Source organism: Streptomyces sp. SID5643 (assembly GCF_009872555.1).
Taxonomy (GTDB): domain Bacteria; phylum Actinomycetota; class Actinomycetes; order Streptomycetales; family Streptomycetaceae; genus Streptomyces; species Streptomyces iakyrus.
Genome location: NZ_WWIC01000227.1, coordinates 1 through 21,675, shown reverse-complemented (window position 1 = coordinate 21,675; position 21,675 = coordinate 1). Strand labels below are relative to the sequence as shown.

At 73.0% G+C, this 21,675-nt stretch carries 16 protein-coding genes and 2 pseudogenes; 5 read left to right on the top strand and 13 right to left on the bottom strand.

What is annotated here, in order from left to right:
- The coding region (locus tag GTY56_RS25675; RefSeq protein WP_161367689.1) for an RICIN domain-containing protein at nt 1–680 on the top strand (680 nt) is incomplete at its 5' end.
- Nucleotides 681–738: 58 nt separating this feature from the next.
- Here the strand turns inward: GTY56_RS25675 and GTY56_RS25670 are convergent.
- Both GTY56_RS25670 and abmR read right to left on the bottom strand, forming a co-directional pair.
- A complete protein-coding gene (locus GTY56_RS25670) occupies nt 739–1,908 on the bottom strand; it encodes an alpha-hydroxy-acid oxidizing protein (RefSeq protein WP_161367688.1) in 1,170 nt (389 codons plus the stop codon).
- A gap of 108 nt (nt 1,909–2,016) precedes the next feature.
- Nucleotides 2,017–2,559, bottom strand: coding sequence for an ATP-binding transcription factor AbmR (gene abmR / locus GTY56_RS25665; RefSeq protein ID WP_161367687.1), 543 nt, complete (start codon nt 2,557–2,559; stop codon nt 2,017–2,019).
- A gap of 326 nt (nt 2,560–2,885) precedes the next feature.
- Here abmR and GTY56_RS25660 point away from each other — a divergent pair, with 326 nt between their 5' ends.
- Nucleotides 2,886–3,320, top strand: a complete 435-nt coding sequence (locus GTY56_RS25660; RefSeq protein WP_161367686.1) for a protease inhibitor — start codon at nt 2,886–2,888, stop codon at nt 3,318–3,320.
- Between the two features lie 163 nt (nt 3,321–3,483).
- Here GTY56_RS25660 and GTY56_RS25655 read toward each other — a convergent pair whose 3' ends face one another.
- Genes GTY56_RS25655 through GTY56_RS25645 form a run of 3 tightly spaced genes read right to left on the bottom strand, consistent with a single transcriptional unit; the run spans nt 3,484 to nt 5,356 of the window.
- Entirely contained in the window at nt 3,484–3,690 is a 207-nt protein-coding gene (locus GTY56_RS25655; RefSeq protein WP_033308553.1) for a CDGSH iron-sulfur domain-containing protein, read from the bottom strand.
- Nucleotides 3,671–4,327 carry a HemK2/MTQ2 family protein methyltransferase gene (locus GTY56_RS25650; RefSeq protein WP_346345576.1) on the bottom strand — a complete coding sequence of 219 codons (657 nt, stop codon included), beginning with the start codon at nt 4,325–4,327 and terminating at the stop codon, nt 3,671–3,673. The genes GTY56_RS25655 and GTY56_RS25650 overlap by 20 nt, the downstream gene beginning before the upstream one ends.
- A gap of 21 nt (nt 4,328–4,348) precedes the next feature.
- Entirely contained in the window at nt 4,349–5,356 is a 1,008-nt protein-coding gene (locus GTY56_RS25645) for an iron-containing redox enzyme family protein (protein WP_161367685.1), read from the bottom strand.
- Between the two features lie 75 nt (nt 5,357–5,431).
- On the opposite strand from GTY56_RS25645, the pseudogene GTY56_RS25640 reads away from it, so the two are divergent.
- Nucleotides 5,432–6,034, top strand: a pseudogene (locus tag GTY56_RS25640) (flavodoxin family protein); the annotation flags it as partial.
- A gap of 286 nt (nt 6,035–6,320) precedes the next feature.
- On the opposite strand, the gene GTY56_RS25635 reads toward GTY56_RS25640, so the two are convergent.
- The 5 genes from GTY56_RS25635 to GTY56_RS25615 all read right to left on the bottom strand — a co-directional run bounded on the left by GTY56_RS25635 (nt 6,321) and on the right by GTY56_RS25615 (nt 13,630).
- Nucleotides 6,321–7,328, bottom strand: a complete 1,008-nt coding sequence (locus tag GTY56_RS25635; protein ID WP_161367684.1) for a Ppx/GppA family phosphatase — start codon at nt 7,326–7,328, stop codon at nt 6,321–6,323.
- Between the two features lie 114 nt (nt 7,329–7,442).
- The gene (locus tag GTY56_RS25630; RefSeq protein WP_161367683.1) at nt 7,443–10,268 is read right to left on the bottom strand and encodes an NHLP bacteriocin export ABC transporter permease/ATPase subunit; all 2,826 of its coding nucleotides are present in this window, start codon (nt 10,266–10,268) and stop codon (nt 7,443–7,445) included.
- 1 nt (nt 10,269) lies between these two features.
- Complete coding sequence (locus GTY56_RS25625) at nt 10,270–12,495, bottom strand: NHLP family bacteriocin export ABC transporter peptidase/permease/ATPase subunit (protein WP_161367682.1); 2,226 nt, start codon at nt 12,493–12,495, stop codon at nt 10,270–10,272.
- On the bottom strand, nt 12,492–13,298 hold the full coding sequence (locus GTY56_RS25620; protein WP_161367681.1) for an HlyD family efflux transporter periplasmic adaptor subunit: 807 nt from the start codon (nt 13,296–13,298) through the stop codon (nt 12,492–12,494). The genes GTY56_RS25625 and GTY56_RS25620 overlap by 4 nt, the downstream gene beginning before the upstream one ends.
- Nucleotides 13,299–13,414: 116 nt before the next feature.
- Nucleotides 13,415–13,630: a hypothetical protein gene (locus GTY56_RS25615; protein ID WP_003994898.1), complete on the bottom strand. Its 216-nt coding sequence runs from the start codon at nt 13,628–13,630 to the stop codon at nt 13,415–13,417.
- A gap of 744 nt (nt 13,631–14,374) precedes the next feature.
- Between GTY56_RS25615 and GTY56_RS25610 the strand changes: the two genes are divergently transcribed.
- Nucleotides 14,375–15,748 (top strand): S1 family peptidase, encoded by a 1,374-nt coding sequence (locus tag GTY56_RS25610; RefSeq protein ID WP_202510723.1) that lies wholly within the window; start codon nt 14,375–14,377, stop codon nt 15,746–15,748.
- Nucleotides 15,749–15,856: 108 nt separating this feature from the next.
- On the opposite strand, the gene GTY56_RS25605 is transcribed toward GTY56_RS25610, so the two are convergent.
- Entirely contained in the window at nt 15,857–18,013 is a 2,157-nt protein-coding gene (locus GTY56_RS25605) for a PP2C family protein-serine/threonine phosphatase (protein WP_524540144.1), read from the bottom strand.
- Between the two features lie 319 nt (nt 18,014–18,332).
- Between GTY56_RS25605 and GTY56_RS25600 the strand changes: the two genes are divergently transcribed.
- Nucleotides 18,333–18,941 (top strand): LuxR C-terminal-related transcriptional regulator, encoded by a 609-nt coding sequence (locus GTY56_RS25600; protein ID WP_161367679.1) that lies wholly within the window; start codon nt 18,333–18,335, stop codon nt 18,939–18,941.
- A gap of 243 nt (nt 18,942–19,184) precedes the next feature.
- Here the strand turns inward: GTY56_RS25600 and GTY56_RS40790 are convergent.
- Nucleotides 19,185–20,366, bottom strand: a pseudogene (locus GTY56_RS40790) (ATP-binding cassette domain-containing protein); the annotation flags it as partial.
- Between the two features lie 392 nt (nt 20,367–20,758).
- A partial coding sequence (locus GTY56_RS25590) for an ATP-binding cassette domain-containing protein (RefSeq protein WP_237525029.1) occupies nt 20,759–21,675 on the bottom strand: 917 nt, incomplete at its 5' end.

Here is a 21,675-nt window from a genome sequence, read left to right as displayed (position 1 = left end):
AGGCGCTGCGCTCCTCACGCGCGCTGCTCTCGGGCGTCGGCGCGGTCTCGGCCGGGGTGCTGGCGACGGTGCTCATCATCAGCGCGTCGTCCCACGACGGCGGGGAGGCCGACCCGACCGGGTCCAACAGCGCCGCCGGCGGCAAGGGCCCCACGTCGGTGACGCCGCCCGGCACCGCCGGGCTTCCCTCGGCAGCGGGTGTGACACGGCTGCGCAACGCCGGCGCCGACCTGTGCCTCGACATCCGTGACCTGCCGAAGGAGGGCTCGGGCGCGAAGCTGGCGCAGTGCTCGACGGTGTGGACCCAGCAGTGGACGTACGAGAAGGACGGGCTGCTGCGCAGCGTCGCCGACCCCGGGCTGTGTCTGGACTCCCACAAGGACGCCGGTGTCGTCGTCCTCGGCACCTGCGCCGCCGAGGATGCCGAGCGGGGCGGCGACGTGCGTTACGACCTCACCGTGCAGGGGGAGTTGCTGCCCCGCTGGGACGAGCGGCTGGCCCTCGCCCCGGCGGGCGACGACCCGGACGCCGACATCGTCGTCAAGGTGCGCGACCGCTCCTCCGACGCGCAGCGCTGGCGGCCGGAGCCCTTGCCGACGACGGAGGGCTCCTTGTCGATCGAGGAGCAGGACGACCCCGCGGCCCGCCAGGTGACGCTCACCGACGGCCGGACCGCCTGACGGCGGCCCCGGGACGAGCGGGGCCGCGCCGCGGACGCGCGGCGCGGCCCACCCCTCGTCACACAGGATCCTCGACGAGGTCGGCCGGGCCGACCGTGCTCGGCGTCGCGTGCCCCGACAAGGCAAGCGTGAGATCGAGTTCGGCCAGCAGACAGCGGATGACGTGCTCGACGCCCGACTGGCCGTCGAGACCGAGGCCATAGACGTACGGGCGGCCCACGAGGACCGCGCGGGCGCCGAGGGCGAGGGCCTTGGCGATGTCGTCACCGGTGCGGACGCCGCTGTCGAACAGGACGGTGAGCCGGTCGCCCACCGCCTGGGCGACGCGGGGCAGCGCGTCGGCCGCCGCGACGGACCCGGCCACCTGACGGCCGCCGTGGTTGGAGACGACCACGCCGTCCATGCCGGCGTCGGCGGCCAGCCGCGCGTCGTCCGGGTGCAGAACACCTTTGAGGACGATCGGGCCGTCCCAGTTCTCCCGCAGGAACGCGAGGTCGGGCCAGCTCTTGGCCGGGTCGGAGAACATCCCGACGAAGTGCATCACGGCAGCGTTCGGATCCTCGTGCACCGGCTTGGCCAGACCCGCCTGGAACGCCGGGTCCGAGAAGTAGTTGGCCGTCCCGACCCCGTGCAGGAACGGCAGGTACGCCTGGTCGAGATCGCGGGGCCGCCACGACAGCAGCGGCGTGTCCAGGGTGACGACCAGGACGGTGAACCCGGCCGCCTTGGCCCGGTTCAGGAAGCTGCGGGCCACCTCCGGGTCCTTCGGCCAGTACAGCTGGAACCAGCGCTCGGCATCCCCCATGGCCTCGGCGACCTGCTCCATGGGCGTGCTGGACGCCGACGACAGGACGTAGGGCACGCCCTGCGCTGCGGCGGCCCGGGCTGCGGCGGGCTCGGCGTCCGGGTGCATGATCGACAGCACACCGACCGGCGCCAGCGCGAGGGGGGCGGGCAGGGCGCGGCCCAGCACCTCGACCGACAGGTCCCGCTCGTGGACGTCCCGCAGCATGCGCGGCACGAGCCGGCGGCGCTCCAGGGCCGCCCGGTTGGCGCGGGCCGTACTGCCGTTGCCTGCGCTGCCGGCCACATACCCGACCGGGCCGGGCCCGAGCCGCTGCTCGGTGAGCTCCTCCAGCCGGGTCAGATCGGTCGGCAGGCGCGGTACGGCGCCCGACATGCCGTTCAGATAGATCTCGTACTGGAAGTCCGCCCAGTGCTTGCCCACCGTACGCCCGCCTCTCGCCGTCTCCTCGTCGAGACTGTGCCGTGCCGGCGACGATACCGAGCGGTATGCGCTGCGGGGGACCGGGGGCGGACGGGGTCCGGCGAAGGGTCACTCCTCGTCCGTGCGCGGCTCGGTGTCCGGGCCCTGGGACCTGACGCGTTGCACGTGTTCCAGGGAGTCGCGCAACTCCGTGAGCCAGTCGTCCGTATGACGCTGGACCAGGCGCACGCACCAGGCCAGCGCGTCGCTGCGGCTGCGGGCCACGCCGCCGGCGATCAGGGTGTCGAGGACCTGGCGCTCCGGCTGGCGCAGCCGCGTCATGACCGGCGCGGCCACGTGCGTGAAGAGCGTACGCCGCCCGTCGCACTCCACGCCCCAGGAGACCTTCCGGCGGAACCGGTGCTCGGCTTCACGTGCCACGGCCATCCGGTCCTCGCGGGTGCGCTCCCGGAACTCCTGCGCCCGGCTCTCCAGGGCCGCCTCCCGTTCGGCGGCCGGGGCGTCCTCGGCCAGCCGGGGTGCGGGGATGCGGCCGATCACGGTGATCTCCTCGCGGTCGACCGTGATCTCGGTCAGTTCCTCGAAGAGCTCGTCGGGCAGCCGGCCTGCGAACCAGCCGCGAAGCTTCTCTGTCTGCTCGGTCGTAATCATGTAATGACGATTACTCGACTGCTCCATGAACACAAGGGGTTACGAAGCGGTCGGCCCAGAGCGGAATCGGAATGTTTCAGGCCTATTAACGAACGCGCGGAAATCGGCCATCTGGCCGCTTCGTGACCCCCGGAACCGCGCAGTTACGGGCTTCACCCGCGCCGATTCCGTAACTTCACGCCACTGATTCAACACGAAAGGTTACTGAAACCCGTGGGGTCGATGTGTGTTTCCGCTGTGGACTCGGCAGACTCGCGCTCGCCGCTCCGGGCACCGACCGAGCACGGGACGGCACACCCTGTAATCGATGCGGAAGGATGCACACAATGCGGACCACCGCGCGCTGGGCCATGACCCTCGGACTGACGGCCACCGCCGTCTGCGGACCCCTCTCCGGGGCCGCTCTCGCCGATCCGGGTCAGGCCCCCACCGCGCTCTACGCCCCCTCGGCCCTCGTCCTCACGGTGGGCCACGGCGAGAGCGCGATCGCAGCGACTCCGGAACGCGCGGTCACCCTGACCTGTGCCCCGACGCCCGCCGGAACGCACCCTGCGGCCGGACCGGCCTGCGCGGAACTGCGCGGCGTCGGCGGCGACTTCGACGCCCTGACCGCCAGGGACGGCGTGATGTGCACCAAGCAGTACGACCCGGTGGTCGTCACCGTCGACGGCGTGTGGCAGGGCAAGCGCGTCTCCTACGAGCGCACCTTCTCCAACGACTGCATGAAGAACGCCTATGGAACGGGCGTCTTCTCGTTCTGAGCGGGCTGAGCCCACAGACCGGGATCGCGCTGGATCCGTGAAGCACAGCGGGCCGTGGCTGGGGAGCCGGGCCGTTGTCACGGAAAGCCGCGATCTCGCGCAAGGGGGCCGGCGGGCGGAGTGGGGCCGCCCGCCGGCCCCTGGGCTTTTCACGCCCGGGGCGTCACGCCCGGTCGCGGTGGCTCGTGTCGCACCACGGGTAGCGGCGGCTGCGGCGGCAGGTGCACAGGGCCACGCGGAAGCGGTCGGAGGTGACGACGGAGCCGTCCTCCAGCTCCACCTCCACCGGCCCCTCCATGAGCAGCGGGCCCTTGCGCTGGACGGCGACGCGGCGAGGTGCGGCGGACCGGTCAGACGGGGAGTTCGGCACGGACGACCACCAGCTCTTCCTTGTCATCGGCGGCGGACAGCAGCCCCCGCTCCCGCAGCCAGCGTTCCCGGCCGCGCAGCACCGGCCCGAGCGCGATCCTGCGCCGACGGGTCACGGCGGCCTTCAGGCCGGCCGCGCGCAACTGCTGGACGGTCAGGTCCGGCCCGCTGAGCGCCGACTGCACGAGCAGCAGCACCCCACCCGGCCGCAGCAGGCCGGGCGCCTGCCGGCAGATCCGGTCGACGACCAGCCGTCCGTCGCCGCCCGCGTCCCAGGCCCGGGCAGCGCCCCGCGGCGGCCTGCGATGACCGTCCGGCGCCGGTACGTACGGCGGGTTGGCCAGGATCAGGTCGAACGTCTCGTCGCGCACGGGCTCGAACAGATTCCCGTGCAGGATGCGGACCGGGAGCCCCGCCACACGGGCGTTCAGCCGCGCTGCCCACACGGCGCTCCAGGACAGGTCCACGGCGGTCACACGGCTGCCCCGGCGCGCGGCCTCCAGGGCCAGGGCGCCGCTGCCGGTGCCCACGTCGAGGACTTCCGCACCCGGAGGCAGCGGCTCGTCGGACAGGACACCGGCCAGCAGCTCGGTGTCCTCCTGCGGGGCGTACACGCCCGGGGGTACCAGTGCAATCACGGACACCGGGTACCCCGGGCATCAGGAGGTATGAGCTGCTTCCCGGGCAAGTGGTGCACACAGTGACGAACGGGATGCCCGCCAGTCGGCGAGCAGCCGGGTGCCGAAGCGTTCCTCGACGAATTCGGTGGCGTCGACACCGAAGGCGACGTCCGGGGCGAGATGCGGCTCGTGCTCCAGCAGTCCGCCGATGACGTCGTGGCGCACCACCTGCTCGTGGACCGCGTCGGCCTCGACGTGCTCGTCGTAGAAGTGCTCGGCCGCGGGTCCGGCGCCGGTGCGGCGCATCGCCTCGGCCAGCCGCCGCGAACCCGGTGACGAGGTGATCTCGACCGTCGCGAAGTGGCCGACCAGGGCGCCTCTGAGCGCCCGGTGCAGCCCGAAGAGGGACATCATGTTCACGGTGACCAGGGCCTCGGCGGACGCCGCGTCGAGATAGCGGCCGTACGTGGTGTCCAGGCCCAGGTCCGTCATCAGATCGGCGAACAGTGAGGCGTGCACGCGGTCGGCGCGGCCCCCGCCCCACTCGTCGAACTCGACCGCCGCCATCGCCGCCTTCGCCCGGCCCCACAGCCGCGGCAGCACCCAGGCGTGCGGGTCCGCCTCCTTGAGGTGGTACAGGGAGCGCTGGGCCGCGTACTCGCGCACCTGCCACAGCTCGCCCTCGTCCCGCAGGAAGTGGGTGACGCCGGTGCCCTCCACGGGCTCGACCAGCAGGCCGGCCAGTGCCTCGTCCACGCTGTCGTGGACGTGCGCGTCGGTGCGCAGCGCGGACAGGAAGCGCTGCTCCATGGCGCCGCGGACGCGCAGCAGGCCGGGGTCCCACTCGCGCTCCGGCGGGACGCCCGCGAAGCCGCGGTAGTGCAGCTCGTAGCACAGGTACAGGGCGAGCTGGAGGTCGTCGCCGTACACCTCGGCGCGGGCGACGTCCTCCAGCCGGGGCAGCCGGCCCGCACCGCGCAGGTGGGCGTCGACGCCCCTGCTCAACGGGCCGCGCGGGGTGGGCAGTGATGGTCCTTCGTGCTCCATGAGCGCCGGGTACCCGCCGGACGACCGGGGTCACCCGCCGCGTGGCTCCCGCCCAGAGGGGTACTCCGGCGGGGCATGAGAGCACTCGTGGTGAACTGCACCCTCAAGAAGTCGCCCGAGACCTCGAACACCGAGGCGCCGGCGCACGTCGTCGTGGAGCAGCTGCGGAAGGAGGGCGTACAGGTCGACGTCGTACGGGCCGTCGATCTGGACATCGCCCCGGGAGTGACCAGCGAGCCGGTGTACGACGGTGACGCGTGGCCGGGTGTGCACGAACGGCTGCTGGAGTCGGAGATCCTGGTCATCGCCTCACCGACCTGGCTGGGCGGGCCGTCCTCGGTGGCCCGGCGGGTGCTGGAGCGGATGGACGCGATGATGTCCGAGACGGACGACGAGGGGCGGCCCGTGGCCTACAACCGGGTGGCCGGTGTGGTGGTCACCGGCAACGAGGACGGAGCGCATCACGTGATCAACGAGATCACGGGCGGCCTCGAGGACATCGGCTGCACGATCCCCGGCCAGGCCTGGACGTACTGGAACCGGGGCCCGGGCCCCGGGCCGAGCTTCCTCGACGCCGAGCGGGGCCACGCGTGGTCGCGGTCGACCGGACGGGCCATGGCGGCGAACCTGCTCGGCGTGGCCCGGGCCCTGGCGGCGCGGCCGCTCGGGCCGCCGCCCCAGGAGCCCGGGCCCGTCCGGCTCCCGTCAGTCCCCTTCGGACTCCGCCTGGGCACGGGGGTTGGGGGTGATGGCCTCTCCCGCCTCACCCCGGTGGCGGCGCTGCTCGTCCGAGTCCCGGGTGCGGTTCCCGGCGTCCTCGACCTCCCGCAGCACCTCCTCCAGAGCCGTCTCGGGCGGCTTGCCCTGCTGGTCCTGGTCCCGGTCGTGGTTCTTGCGCTGTGACACGGGTGTCTCCTTCCTGTTCGGTACGTCGTTCGGTATGTCACCCCCCGGCCGGGGCGGTTCAGCGGGAGGCCGCGGCGATGCGCAGCGGCACCGGGTCGGGAGGGGCGGCCTCCGCACTGCGTCGGGCGACCTCCGCCCACCAGGAGGGGCCGTCCTCGATGTGGCGCAGCAGCACTCCCTCGCGGATCGCCCATGGACAGACCGTGACGGCCTTGATGCCGGTCAGCTTCAGCGCGGTGTGGCCGACCACGGCTCCCGCCAGGCTCTGCGCGGCGCGCGGCGCCGAGATGCCGGGCAGGTGCGCGCGTTCGGCGGCGGGCAGGGCGGCCAGCCGGGTGATCGCCGCCCGCAGTTCGGAGCGGTGCATTTGCCGGTCGACGAACGGGCCGTGGCGTCCGGGCGCCGCGCCGCACAGCCGCCCCAGCTGCTGGAAGGTACGGGAGGTGGCGACCGCGGTGCGCGGGCCCTCCCAGCGGATCCGCGCCGCGACGTCCCGCAGTTGGTGGCGGACCTTGCGGCGCAGCGCCCGTACCCGCTCGGGCGACGGCGGATCCTCGTCCTCGAAGAACTCGTGCGTCAGCCGCCGTGCCCCCAGCGGCAGAGACGCCACGAAGTCCGGCAACCGGCCGCGTCCGAAGGCGACTTCGAAGGTGCCGCCGCCGATGTCGAGCAGGGCGAGCGGCCCCGACCGCCAGCCCATCCAGCGCCGGGCCCCGAGGAACGTCAGTTCGGCCTCGACCTCGCCCGGCAGGGTGCACAGGTCGACGCCCGTACGGGCGCGGACAGTGCGCAGCACCTCGTGCCGGTTCGGCGCGTTGCGCACCACGGCGGTCGCGAAGGCCAGCGGGCCCGCCGCACCCCACCGGGTGGCGGTCCTGCTCGCCTCGGCCACCGCGTCGACGAGCTGGTCCACCGCTCGCTCCGGGACGGGTCCCCCCGGTGTGACCTGTTCGGACAGCCTGAGTCGCCACTTGGCGGTGTGCACCGGCAGGGGCACCCCGTCCGCCGCGTCCGCGACCACCAGTCTGACCGTGTTCGATCCCACGTCCACCACGCTGATTCGCATGGGCGGTGGGTACCCGTTTACGGCCCGGGTCAACAGACCGCACGGCGGGGACCGGCGAGGACGCGCCACCGGGTGGGAGTACTGCGGCGCAGCGCAGCGGGACGATGCGCCACGTCACGCCATCTGGCGCCGCACCAGCTCGTGCAGCCGTCCCTGGGTGTCGGCGAGCAGCTGGGCGGGCGGGCCCTGCTGGATGACCTTGCCGTCCTCCATGACCACGACCCGGTCGGCGTCCATCACGGTCGACAGCCGGTGCGCGATGACGACCCGGGTGGCGTTGAGGGCCTTGGTGCTCTCGATGACGGTGCGCTGCGTCTCGTTGTCGAGCGCGCTGGTCGCCTCGTCGAAGAAGAGGATGCGCGGCCGCCGGATCAGTGCCTGGGCGATCATCAGCCGCTGGCGCTGGCCGCCGGAGACGGCTCCGCTGCCCGCGACGATGGTGTGCAGTCCCATCGGCATCCGCTTGATGTCCTCCGCGAGACCGGCCATCTCGGCGGCGGCCATCGCCTCCTCCGGCGTGTACGGCTCGGTGCCGCAGATGACGTCCAGGATCGAGCCCGTGAACGGCTGCGCGTGCTGGAGCACCACACCGCACTGACGGCGCACCGCCGACTGGTCGAGGGCCGCGAGGTCCTGACCGTCGTAGAGCACGCTTCCCGACACCGGCCGGTCGAAGCCGATCAGCAGCCGCAGCAGCGTCGACTTGCCGCAGCCGCTCGGGCCGACGACCGCCACGAACTCGCCCGGCCGCACCTCGAACGACACGTCGTCCAGGACCAGCGGGCCGTCGTCCGCGTAGCGGAAGGACACCCGTCGGGCCTCGATCGCCCCGGTCAGCGGACCCGGCCGGGTACTCGCCGTCCGCACCTCCGGCGTCGCGTCCAGCACCGGCTTGATCTCCTCGAACAGCGGCAGCACGGCCACCGCCGAGACGAACGCGCCCGTCAGCTGGGTGACGGAGGTCAGCACCATCGTCACCGAGGTGTTGAAGGTGAGGAACGCCGCCGCCGACATCGAACCCCGGGCCGGACCGGCCAGCAGCATGAACATCAGCAGGGTGCACAGCGGCAGGTACACCGCACCCAGCACCGTCGTGAGGTTCTTGATGCGGCCGACCTTCTGCTGGAGCTCCCGGCTGCGCGCGAACTCCGACGCCCAAGCGGCGTACGCGTAGTTCTCGGCGGCTGCCACCCGCAGCTTGGGCAGCCCCCGCAGCGTCTGGAACGCCTGGTTGTTCAGCTTGTTGGAGAGCACCACGAGACGCCGCTGCCAGCGCACCTGCCACAGCCCGAGCGCCAGGAACACCGCCGCGATGACGACGAGCATCCCGATCGCGGCCATCGCCATCGGCACGCTGTACCAGAGCAGCAGCCCCAGGTTCATCGCCCCGACCGTCACCGACTGGGCGACCGTCGGCCCGACCCCCGCCAGCAGCCGGCGGATCGAGCTGATGCCCATGGCCGCACTGGCCAGTTCGCCCGTGGAGCGCTCGGTGAAGAACCTCGTCGGCAGTCTCAGCAGCCGGTCCCACACCGCCGGCTGGAGCGTGGCCTCGATCCGGCCCTCGATCCGCAGGATGGTGAGGTTCTGCAACAGCATGAAAGCCGCCGCCACCACACTGCTCAGCATCACCGCGAGGCACACCTGCACGATCAGGTCCGTCTGTGCCTTCGGCACGAACTCGCCCAGCACCTTGCCGGTCGCGATGGGCACCAGCGCGCCGATCGCCACCGTGACCAGACCACTGAGCAGCAGCCCCGTCAGATCGCCGCGCATGCCCTGCAAGCAGAACCGCAGCAGCCGCAGCGGACTGAGACCCCGCTCCGGCAGCGGACGGTAGAACATCACCGCGCGCGGCTCGAACTCGTCGGCGTTGGCTTTCTCGATCGGCGTCTCACGCCCGGTCGACGGATGCACCGCGACATAGCCGCCACGCCGCCACAGCAGCGCGACCGGCGCGCCCGACAGGGCCCGTTGACCGACCAGCGGCCCCACGTTGTCCCGCCACCAGCGGCCGTCGAGCCGTACGGCCCGGGTCCGCACGCGGGAAGCCAGGGCGACCTGTTCCACCGGGTCGAGGCGGTCGCCGCCGGTGCCCTTCTGGGCCGGCTCGGTGATCCGGATCCCGGCCGCCTGCCCGACCAGCTTGCAGGCCGCGTACGTGGCGTCGGCGTCGGCCGAGGTGGTCCGCTTGCCCGACCGCTTGCCGATGGAGGCGAGCAGCGTCCGGTCGGCCTGGGCGCGCACCGCCTCACCGGCCTTGATGCCCTCGGCCGTGCGCGTCTCGTGGGTGCGCTCCAGCTGCTCGATCCAGCGGTCCAGCGTGGTCAGCAGCCGGTACTGCTGGTCGACCATCGACTGCCACAGGGCGGGGTCCATCAGCAGGTCGGCCGCGGCTTCCGCGCCGTACAGCGAGCCGTACTGCACGCTGCCCGGCGGCACCTGCATCCAGAACACGTCGTCGTCGGTGGGGACCGCGGCCCGCTCGGTGGCCATCGGCGCCTGGAAGAGGATCGACAGGCTGCGGCCGACCCCGAGGGCGAGCGCGTACTCCAGCGGACTCGTCGTCGGCGGCACGTACTGCGGGTTGCCGTAGTCGTCGTAGGACCAGGTCGCCGTGTTCGCGGGCTGGTACAGCTCGCGCAGGCCGATGCGGTGCACCACGCAGTCCCGCAGCGGCCGGGCCACCAGGGTGTGCTGCGGTCCCGGCACCGGGCCGAGCACCAGCGAACCCGCCTCCAGCCGGCCCAAGTGGTGCCAGTGGCCCTGCTGTCCGGCATCGACGGCGAACAGGTCGACGGCGCCGGACGCGACCAGCCACAGGACTTGCGGTCCTTCGAGGTCGAGCCGGCTGAACCCGGCGCAGTCGATGCGTGAGCCCATCTGCCCGAAGGCACCCAGCACGAGGTCGCCGTCGTGCCCTTCGTGGACGGCCGTCATCTCACCGCTCCCTGACCAGTGCCGCGTACGCGCCGCCGCGCGCCACCAGGTCCTCGTGCCGTCCCCGCTCCACGACCGTGCCGTGCTGGAGGACGACGATCTCGTCGCTGTCGCGCACCGTGCTCAGCCGGTGTGCGATCACCACGCAGGCGCAGCCGCGCCGGCGCAGGTTGTCCATCACGACCTGCTCGGTCTCCGCGTCCAGCGCGCTCGTCACCTCGTCGAGCACCAGGATGCTCGGGCGGCGCACCAGGGCCCGCGCGATCTCCAGGCGCTGGCGCTGCCCGCCGGAGAAGTTGCGGCCGTCCTGTTCGACCCTGCTGTGGATCCCGCCGGGCCGGCGGGTGATCACGTCGTACAGGGCGGCGTCGCGCAGCGCGTCCTCCACCGCGTCGTCCGGGATGGACGGGTCCCACAGCGCCACGTTGTCGCGGACCGTGCCCTCGAAGAGGAACACGTCCTGGTCGACGAAGGAGACCGAGGCGGCCAGCGCCCCGCGCGGGATGTCCTCGATGCGCTGCCCGTCGATGCGGATCACGCCCTCCCAGGGCGCGTACAGCCCGGAGATCATCCGGGACACCGTGGACTTGCCGCTGCCCGAACCGCCGACCAGCGCCACCTGCTGCCCGGGGCCGACCGTCAGGTCGAAGCCGGTGAGCAGCGGTTTGTCGAGCGGGCTGTAACCGAACGTGATGTTCTCCAGTTCGACGTGGCCCTGGAGGCGACGCGTGGACTCGCTCCCGCCGGGCCGGCCGTAGAGCGGGTCGGCCTTGAAGTTCTCCACGTCCTTCAGCCGGGCCACGTCGGCCGCGAAGTCCTGGATGCGGCCCGCGACGCCGTTCAGCCGCGTCAGCGGGGCCGTGAACCGGGCGACCAGGGCCTGGAAGGCGACCAGCAGACCGACCGAGATGTGCCCCTCGACCGCCCGCATGCCGCCGATCCAGAGGATCAGCGCGCTGTTGACGGTGGCCAGGGTCGGCGCGACCACGCCCAGCCAGGCGCTCGGCACGCCCAGGCGCTGCTGCTCCTCCAGGGTGGTGGCGTGCTGCCCGGCCCACTTGCGGAAGTAGCCGTCCTCACCGCCGGTCGCCTTCATCGTCTCGATCAGCTGGAGGCCCGTGTAGGCGGTGTTGGTCAGCCGGGCCGTGTCCGCGCGCAGCTTCGCCGTGCGCGTCGCCCGCAGCCGGATCACCACCCGCATGGCGACGATGTTCAGCAGGGCCACGCCGATGCCCACGAACGTGAGCTGCGGGTCGTAGGTGTACAGCAGCACCGCGTACAGGACGACCACGACCGCGTCCACACCCGCCGCCGCGAGGTCCCGGGACAGGGTCTCGGACACCGCGTCGTTGGACTGGAGGCGCTGCACCAGGTCGGCCGGGCTGCGCTGGGAGAAGAACGTCACCGGCAGCCGCAGCAGATGCCGCAGGAAGCGGGCGCTGGAGAGGGTGGAGGAGATGATGCGGCCACGCAGCAGGTTGGCCTGCTGGAGCCAGGTCAGTACCACCGTGAGCAGCACGCACGCCGCCATCGACGGGAACAGCACGTCGAGCAGCGAGGTCTGGTTGCCGATCAGGAACTCGTCGATGTAGGTGCGGCTCAGCGCGGGCACCGCCGCACCGACCACCACGAGCAGCAGACTCGCCAGCACCGCAGCGGGCATCGTGCCCGCCGTGCCGCGCAGCCGGGCCGGCATCGCGCCCAGGACACCGGGCTTGCGGCCGCCCCGGGCGAAGTCCTCACCGGGCTCCATCACCAGCACGACCCCGGTGAAGCTGCCGTCGAAGTCCTCCATGGGGATGAACCGGCGGCCCTTGCCCGGGTCGTTGATGTAGACGCCCCGGCGGCCGAAGCGCCGGCCCATGCCGTCGTAGACGACGTAGTGGTTGAACTCCCAGAACAGGATGGCCGGCGACGTCACCTCGGCGAGGGCGGCCAGGTCCATCTGCATGCCCTTGGCCGTCAGGCCGTAGGAGCGGGCCGCCTTCAGCAGGTTGCTCGCGCGTGAGCCGTCCCGGGAGACACCGCAGGCGATGCGCAGCTCCTCCAGCGGGACGTGCTTGCCGTAGTGGCCGAGCACCATCGCCAGCGAGGCGGCGCCGCACTCGACGGCCTCCATCTGGAGCACGGTGGGCGTGCGGACGGTCTTCGCCCGGGCCTTGGGCACCTTGCGCTTGGGCGGGGCGGCGCGGCGCCTGCTCCGGGGCTCCTGTGCGGTCGCGCTCATGGCAGCAGCCAGTCGACGGGACGCTGGTCGGACAGCCGGATCGAGGCGGAGGCCAGTGTCATGGAGGCCAGCTTGTACGGGGGCCCGTCCGCGGAGGACCACCTGTAGCCGCTCTTCGTGGCGGAGGACCTGTCCAGCCGGACCGTCACGGCCACCGGTCTGCCCTTCCTGGTGAACTGCTCGCCCAGCTGGCTGTCCCCGAGGAACGCGGCGATCTGCTGTGGGGACTGCGCCGAGCGGTTCACCGACTTCACATGGCCGCGCAGCACGCCGTACTCCTGGGTCGGCACCGACTGCACGGTCAGGTCCACGGCCGCGTCGTCGGGGATCGAGGCGGCGTTCTCGGCGGGGACGTACACGGTCGCGTAGAGCGGGTCCTTGGTGCGGGCGACCTTCTCGACGGCGGCGACGTTCGCGCCGGTCCGGATGATCTGCCCGACGGTCGCGGCGAGCGCGGAGACACGGCCCGCGTCGAGCGTACGGACGACCGCTTCTCCGTTGCCCGTACGGACCTTGAGCACGGGGGAGTCCGCGGGCAGCTGCTCGCCCTGCTCGGCGAGCACCGCGGTGACCTGGCCCGCGACGGGGCTCTGCAGGACGTAACTGCCCTGCCCGTGCGTGATGATGGCGGGCGCGCCGACGGTCGAGGTCACCGAGCCGGTCACCGCCCACACCGAGGCGGCGGCCATCGCGACCACCGTCACCGAGAGCACGAGCCAGCCCTGCGGACGGGCGAAGCGCACCGGCAGGTCGAGTTCCTCCGGTGACTGGAGCTTGGCGAGGGCCTGTTGGCGGAACTGCAAGGAACTTCCCTCACCCGTAGGAGAGATACGGACGGTCCCGGCAGGGACGCGTACGGAACCCGAAGAACCCGGAACCGCCGGCTGCGGTTCCGGGAATCAACGGCACAAGGGCTCGATCAGAGGCCGGAGACCAGGCCGGTGACCGGGGCCGTGTTGAGGCCGGTGACGCCCTCGACGGTGCCGACGGCGGTGTCGACCAGGCCGGAGACCGGGGCAATGCCGTCGACGGTGTCGGTGACGGTGTTCACGGCGTTCACGGACAGGCCGCCGGAGATGGCGTCGAGCTGGGCGTCAGCGATCTCGACGGTCTCGACCTGGGGGGTGGAGTTCATGATGGAACTTCCCTTCATATGGATATCTCACAAGGGGGGAGCGGCCCCCTCTGGGGGACAGATGACGGCCGCGACCGCGAGCACCGGGCATCCGTTTCCGAGTGCCCTGAGCGGCCCCCGCGGTGCGATGGATCAAAGCACGCCGCTGCTCCGCGCTTCCAATCAACCAGCCTCCTCACCAGGCAACTTGCGCCCCAGCGGCACCGATCCGTGCAGGTTCGTGCACCGCTTGGCGGCGAGTTCTTCACATGCGGCACCGCATCGGCGCATCCGGGCCCTTGTCCGGTGGGACGGCGAATCCGGCACTCCCGCACCAAAGGCGTGTCCGACCCGGCCGGGGTGTGGATAACCCTCATTTCGGTGACCGGGTTGAGCATTCGATGTGCAGATTCGCTGAAGCCGGGATTTGGCTCCGTGGCGTCGACGGACCGTTTCCGGACGGATACGGAGTGTTGCGTTCCGCCCGGTCGGCGGGCGCAGTCGCTGAAAGGCCGTCATCCGGCCATGGATCTCCCCGGTCCTGCCTGACCCACTTCCCTGGACGGGCCTTGTGCGAGCAGGGCGGCCGGAGTCCGCGTGGTGGCCGTGCGGGCGGCGGGAGTTGGCTGATTCCGTGATGCGAAGGGATCACTTGCAATCGGAATTGAACGCCCCGTGCGGCCCGTGCGTACCAACAGCCATCCAGGCGCCCCCCAGAAGCTGCCGGACGGCGGCACCTACTCCGTTCCCCAGGAGGAGAGAAGTTTGAGTCACAAGCGAATTCCGAAGCGCAAGGCCGCGATAGCGGCGGGCAGCGTGGTGGCGCTCGGCGCGGCCGCGATCCTGCTCCCCAACGCCAACGCCTCGCAGGACGGTTCGTCCGACGACGCCGCCGCCGCGCCGAAGACCCTGAAGGCGGGCGACGCCTCGGACCTCGCCTCGCAGCTCTCCGGGCTCCTCGGTGAGGCGTTCGGCGGCTCCTACTACGACGGCGACAGCCGGCAGCTCGTCGTCAACGTCGTACCGGGCGACAACAACAACGTGGTCGTGCAGGCGAAGGCGGCCGGCGCGAAGGTCCGTGAGGTCGAGAACAGCTGGTCGGAGCTCCAGGACGGCGCCTCGACGCTGAAGTCCGAGGCGACCATCGCCGGTACGTCCTGGTCGATCGACCCGCGCACCAACAAGCTCCTGGTGACGGCGGACAGCACCGTGACCGGCGCCAAGTGGGACAGACTGGAATCCACCGTGCAGGAGCTCGGCTCCGGCATGGCCACGCTCAAGAAGTCCTCCGGCACCTTCAAGCCGTTCGTCTCCGGAGGCGACGCCATCTTCGCGGGCGGCTCGCGCTGCTCCCTCGGCTTCAACGTCACCGCGGGCGACGGCTCGCCCGCCTTCCTGACGGCCGGTCACTGCACCCTCGGCGGCAACGAGTGGTCGGACACCCAGGGCGGTCAGCCGATCGCCACGGTCGACCAGTCGACCTTCCCGGGCACCGGTGACTTCGCACTCGTGAAGTACGACGACCCGGCGACCGAGGCGCCCAGCGAGGTCAACACCGGCAACCAGACCGTCCCGATCACGGAGGCCGCCGAGGCGACCGTCGGCCAGGAGGTCTTCCGGATGGGCAGCACCACCGGGCTCGCCGACGGCCAGGTCCTCGGCTTGGACGCCACGGTGAACTACCCGGAGGGCACCGTCACGGGCCTCATCCAGACCAACGTCTGCGCCGAGCCCGGTGACAGCGGCGGCTCGCTGTTCACCCAGGACGGTCTCGCCATCGGCCTGACCTCCGGCGGCAGCGGCGACTGCACGGTCGGCGGCGAGACGTTCTTCCAGCCGGTGACCACCGCCCTGGAAGCGGTCGGCGCGACCCTCGGCGCGGGCGGTGCCGCGGGCGGCGGTGCCGGTGCCGGTGACGAGGCCGGCGCGGGCCAGGAAGCCGGGGCGGGCGAAGAGGCCGGTGCCGGTCAGGAAGCCGGTGACGACGCCGGTGCGGGCGCCGGTCAGGAAGCCGGAGCCGGTGAAGAGGCCGGTGCCGGTGAGCAGGCCGGAGGCGACGAGGCCGGTGCCGGTGCGGGCGCCGGTCAGGACGCGGGCCAGGGTGCCGAGGACAACTCCGGTCTCGTCGAGAGCCGCTGACGCCCCCACAGCCGTCGGCAGCCGGTCCGACGCCGCCGGCCCGGTTCCGCCCCCTTCCTGGCGGAACCGGGCCGGCCACCGGCGTTCGGGCCCGGGGCGCCCCGTTGGCTACCCGAGGGCCCTGATCAGCAACAGGGCGATGTCGTCCAGCCGTTCCTCCCCGTCAGAGCGCTGCCGCTGCTGATGGACGAGGCTGTCGGCCAGTTCGTCCAGCGGCTGGTCCCCGGCGTCGCCCAGCCGCCGGCCCAGATCCGCGAGCGCCTCCTCGAAGTCCGTGCCGGGGGATTCGACCAGTCCGTCGGTGTAGAGGACGAGGAGCGAACCGGGAGCCAGAGCGACCTCCGTCGTCGGGTACACCGCCGAGGCGTCGATGCCCAGCAGCGGGCCGCCCGCCAGGTCGAGGACGCGCACCCTTCCGTCCGGACGTCTCAGCAGCGGCGGGGGATGGCCCGCCCGGGACATCACGGCCCGCCGGTGCTCCGGGTCGAGCCGCAGGTACAGGCAGCTGGCGAACAGGTCGGACCCCAGGTCGAGCAGCAGCCGGTTGGTGCTCCGCATGACCTCCTCGGGCGCCTGGCCCACGGTCGTGTACGCGCGCACCGCGGTGCGGACCTGCCCCATCAGCCCGGCCGCCGTCACGTTGTGGCCCTGGACGTCGCCGATCACCGCCGCCGCCGTCCCCCGGCTGCCGACCAGGTCGTAGAAGTCCCCGCCGATCTCCATGCCCTGCGTGGCCGGCACGTAGCGGCCGACCGCCTCGATGCCGGGCAGCGACGGCAACGAGTGCGGCAGCAGCGCCTCCTGGAGGCCGTGCGCGAGCCGGTGCTTGGCGTCGTAGAGCAGCGCCCGCTCCAGTGCCTGGGCGATCAGCCCGGCCATGCTGGTCATCACCGCCCGCTCCTCCGTCGGGAACGGGTGCGGTTCGGCGTAGGAGAGCACGCACGTCCCCACCGGGCGGCCCTGGGCGATCAGCGGGAGATAGGCCCAGGCCGCGAAACCGTCGGGGGTCGCGAGCCGCGCCGGGTACAGGCGCTCCAGCTCCTCCTGCGACTCGAAGAAGGCGGGCACGCCCGTCCGCAGTACCTGCGTGCCGGGTGTCGACTCGGTCAGGGGCATCCCGTCGAACCGTTCCACCAGGTGCGGGTCCCGGTATCCGCGGTGCCCGAGCACCCGCAGCCGGTTCGCCCGCGAGCCCAGCACGACCAGGGCCTGACTGCCCACGGCCGGGGCGATCTCGTCCGCGACCAGTTGCACCACGTCCTGCACCCCCACCGCCTCGGTGAGCGCCCCGGCCAGGTCCAGCACCTGCGAGATGGTGACGAGCCGGGAGGGCGCCCCGTCGGGCGGCGGTGCCGTCCGGTTCATCCGCGACACGGCCCGGGACCTGGTGATGCGCACGCTCAGGCCCGTCGTGCTCGGGTACAGCCGGAACGACAGCCACTCACCGGGCGGGCGCAGCGCCACGAACGACGTGACCTGCTGGCTGAGCAGCGCGGCCCGGTAACGGTCCTCGTACACCGGGTCGTTGAGCCAGGGCACCGACGCCCACAGCTGGGTGCCGAGCAGCCGGCTCACCGGGACGTTCAGCAGCTCTGCCGCCGCCGCGTTCACGAAGCCGATGCGGCCGTGCAGGTCCAGCGAGACCAGCCCGTAGGGCAGCCGGCTCACCATCCGGGCCGCCTCGACCGTGCCGAGCGTGCCCGCCATGCCCCCCACCAGGGGCGCGGCGAGCAGATCGGTCTCGGGGTGCGGCGGGATGCTGTGCTCGGCGGCCCGCTCCAGCCGGACCGCCAGCCGGCCGCAGGCCGCGGTCAGGTGCTCGCGCTCGTGGTCGGACATCTCCTCCGGGTGAGCGCCCGGCCAGGTCACGAAGACCGCGCCGTAGACGGTGGACTCGGTGGCGATCGGCACCGCTGCCAGGGCGAAGGGGTACGGCAGCACCACCGCGATCCGCGGATAGTGCCGGGCCATCTGCTCCTCGCCCCCGACCCACACCAGCCGCCGCTCGCGCGCCGCGTCGGACACCGGGATCGGCGCGCTCAGACCCACCCGCTCCCAGGGTGCCGCGAACGCCCGGGGCAGCCCGGCCATCACCGCCATCTCCAGCACCGGCTGGTCCGGTGCCATGAGGTACACCGCGCCGGAGTGGGCGTGCACCTCGTCCATCATCGAGGCCAGCGCCAGGGAGAGCAGGGGCCGGCCGACCGGCGCCCTGGCGGCTGCCGGCGCCTGAGCGGAGGGCTGCCCGTCGGACACGCCGACCACCTCCTCGCACGGCCGCGCGACCGGTTCCAGGAACAAATCTCCCCCCTGACGGCCCGTCCCGCACGACGAGCGGTTCCGGAACCCTCCCGGTTACCGTCGGTCACCCGTGCCCCGGCCACGTCGGGGGCGCGTGCCTACCCCGACCGCCCCGACCCATGCCCCCGTAGTCGAAGCGTGGCCGGGCGTACGGGCGCTGGGCGTGCGCCCCCGCGCACCCTGATGGCCGGTTCTCCGCGCCCACGCAGGGTCACGGTCGCGAACAATGGGGCACGCGCTCAATCCGACGAGGGGGGGCGTACGGCGAGCGGAGGGGGTGGCAGTGATCCGGGTGCTTCTGGTGCACGACGAGTGTCTGGTGAGGTCGGTGCTGGCGGAGTGGCTGCGGCAGGAGTCCGACCTGACGGTGCACGACACGTCGTGGCGCGGCGCGCCGGGCATGATGCGGTCGGTTCGGCCGGACGTGTGCGCCGCGGACCTGGAGTGCGCGGACTCCTACGGCATCCCTCCGCTGGGCGAGCTGTGCCGGCCGGGGCCGGAGCGGGTGCGCCCCCGATTACTCGTGCTCGCCACCGCGAACCGGCCTGGCCTGCTGAAGCGGGCGGCCGAAGCGGGGGCGCTCGGCTACGTCGACAAGGAGGGATCCCCGCAGAATCTGCTGCGCGGGATCCGTCGCGTTGCCGAGGGGGAACGTTTCGTCAACGACTCACTGGGCTTCGGGTTCCTCAGAGCGGCCGAAATGCCGCTGACCCGCAGAGAACTGAGCGTGTTGTCCCTCGCCGCCGAGGGCGCCTCCATCGCGGAGATCGCCGGGAGCCTGCACCTGTCCCACGGGACGGTGCGCAACTACATGGCGGCCATCACCCGCAAGACCGGTGCCCGCAACCGCATCGACGCGATACGCATCTCGCAGGGCCAGGGCTGGCTCTGACCCCCGACGGTCCGGTGCGGGGGCCCAGCTCCCGACGAGGTCCCGGTACAGCGCGCAGGACCGCATCAGCTCCTCGTGGCCGCCGTAAGCGGTGCTCCGGCCGTCCATCACCAGGACACGGCCGGCGCGGCGGGCCGAGCTGATGCGGTGGGCGACGACGACCAGGGTCCCGCCCGGGCGCGCGGCGAAGGCCCGCTCCGCGCGCTCCTCCGCCTCGGGGTCCAGATGGCAGGTCGCCTCGTCCAGCAGGGCGAGCGGGGCGTGCGACAGCCAGGCCCGGGCCAGGGCGACGAGCTGCCGTTCGCCGGCCGACAGCGCCGTCGGATCGACGCGGGCGCCGAACCCGCCGAGCCGGTCGGCCAGCGGGGCGAGGCCGACCGCCTCGGCCGCGGCCAGCAGCTCCTCCTCGGGCACCGGGTCCGGGCGCAGGTACGCGAGGTTCTCGGCCAGGGTGCCGCCGAACACGTACGCCTCCTGCGGGATGAGCACCCGCCCGGCGGCGGACTCCGGGCCCGGCACGGGGTGCCCGCCCACCCGCACGGCGCCGCGCGAGGGCGTGAGCAGCCCCGCCACGAGCGCGGTGAGCGTGGACTTGCCGGCGCCGCTGGGACCCACGACGGCCAGGTGCGCGCCACGCGGCAGGGCGAGATCGAGGTCCTGGACGACGGGGGCGCTGGCGGGGCCGTAGGCGAAGGTCACGGAGGCGAGGGCGAGGGCGGGGGGTGCCTCGGCGCCGGGTCCGTTCGGCGCTGGGCAGGGGCGGGGGGCCGTCCGAGGTGTCGCGGCGTCGGCGGTGTTCACGGGGCGGGCCGTCGTGGCCGGGCGCGGTGTGTCGCCGTCGGCCCCGGACTGCGCGAGGTGGCTGCCCGGGGCCGTCCGAGGCGGGTCGGGCCGGGTCAGTCTGCGCAGTACCACCGTCAGCCGGGAGCCGCTCGTGCCCAGGCCGTGAATCAGGTTGCGCAGGGCCGGGAGCAGGGACTGGGTGACGTAGGCGAGGGCACCGACCAGGGCCCCGGCGGTGACGCCGTGGGACAGGAGCCAGGGGGCGGTGGCGAGCAGCAGGACGATCGGGAGCTGGCCGCCGATCGTCAGGGACACCACGCGCAGCACGCCCCAGTGGGCCAGGGCGCGCGCCGCCCGCAGCTCGGCCTCGATCCGTTCCCCGGTCCCTGCGGCGATGTGCGCCTCCGCGCCCGTCGCGGTGATGTCCCGCAGGCCCGGGCAGACCGTGCCGAGGTCACCGGCGAGGGCCTCGTCGGCGAGCAGGAACGTCTCCTGCCGCCGGGCGAGCGGCCGCAGCGTCGCGCCGAACAGCGCCACGCCGACGGCCAGGGGCGGGCCCACGACCAGCAGGAGCGGTGGGGCGAGGGTGAACAGGCCCGCCAGGGCGCCGACGGCGGTGACGACGAAGGAGCGGGAGACCATGACCAGCCCCGCGAAGGTGTCCCGGGCGATCTCCACCTGCTGGGTGAGCCCGGACAGGGAACCCGCGTCACCGGTCCGCACCCCGCGCGCGACCACGCGTTCCACGAGCCGGTCCCGGAGCGGTTCGACCAGGGCGGCGACGGCGGCGTAGACCCGCGCGGTCCCGTACGCGCCGAGCAGGACACCGATCCCGGTCACCGCCAGCCAGACCAGTCCGACGTCCGCCCGCCCGCGCAGGAAGCCGTCGTCCAGGGCGCGGGCGGGACCGTACCCGATGAGGAAGGTCTGCCCGGTCTCCAGGACGGACCAGGCGGTGAGCCGCAGCAGAATCCTCCGGCGGGCCAGCAGGAAGCGCAGGCCCCGGGCGGGCAGGGCGTCGGGGGACCGGGCCGTCACGGAGCCGTCCCGTCCGCGGCAGCCGCCGTGGGCCGTGTGCGTCCGCTCATGCCGTCATGTCCCTCTCCGTTCCCGCCCCGGGTGTCCGGAACCGGTGGCACGTCGTTGCCGCCCGGGTCCGGGGGCCCGGCTTCCTCCCCGAACACCGCCCGGTACTCCGCGAGCCGCCACAGCTCCTCGTGCCGCCCCACCGCCCGCACCCGCCCCCCGTCCAGCCACGCCACGGCATCGGCGCACGCGGCCGTGGCGCCGCGGTGGGCGACCAGCAGCCGGGTGGTGCCCGGGCCGTCGCCGAACAGCGCGTCGGTGATGTGCCGTTCGGTCACCGTGTCGAGGCTGGAGAGGGCGTCGTCGAGGATCAGCAGGCGGCCGCCGTGCGCGAACGCCCGGGCGAGACCCAGCCGTTGGGACTCGCCGCCGGAGCGCGGGGCATCGGCGACGGCCGTGTCGTAGCCGTCCGGGAGGCGGCGCACGAAGTCGTCCGCGAGGGCCGTGCGGGCCGCCTCGTGGATCCGGCCGGGGGAGGGGGACGGCAGACCGAGGCCGATCGCCCGCCCGATCGTGCCGCCGAGGAGGGCGGGACGGGCGAAGGCGTAGCCGACGGCGCCGCGCAGCTCGTCGCGGCGCAGCTCGCGCAGCGGCACACCGTCGAGGAGCACCTTGCCCGCGTCCGGGTCGGCCAGCCGTCCGGCGAGCGCGGCCAGCAGTGACTTGCCCGAGCCGGACCGGCCGACGACGGCCAGGGTCGTGCCGCCCGGAACGTCGAGGTCGACCCCGTCGAGCACGGTGCGTCCGCCGCGCCGGGCCGTCACCCCGCGCAGTTCCAGCCGCCCGGGGCCGTCGGGCAGTCGGCGGACGCCGAACGCGGTGGCGGGCTCGGCCTCGACCTCGCCGAGGCGCCGGGCCGCCGCCC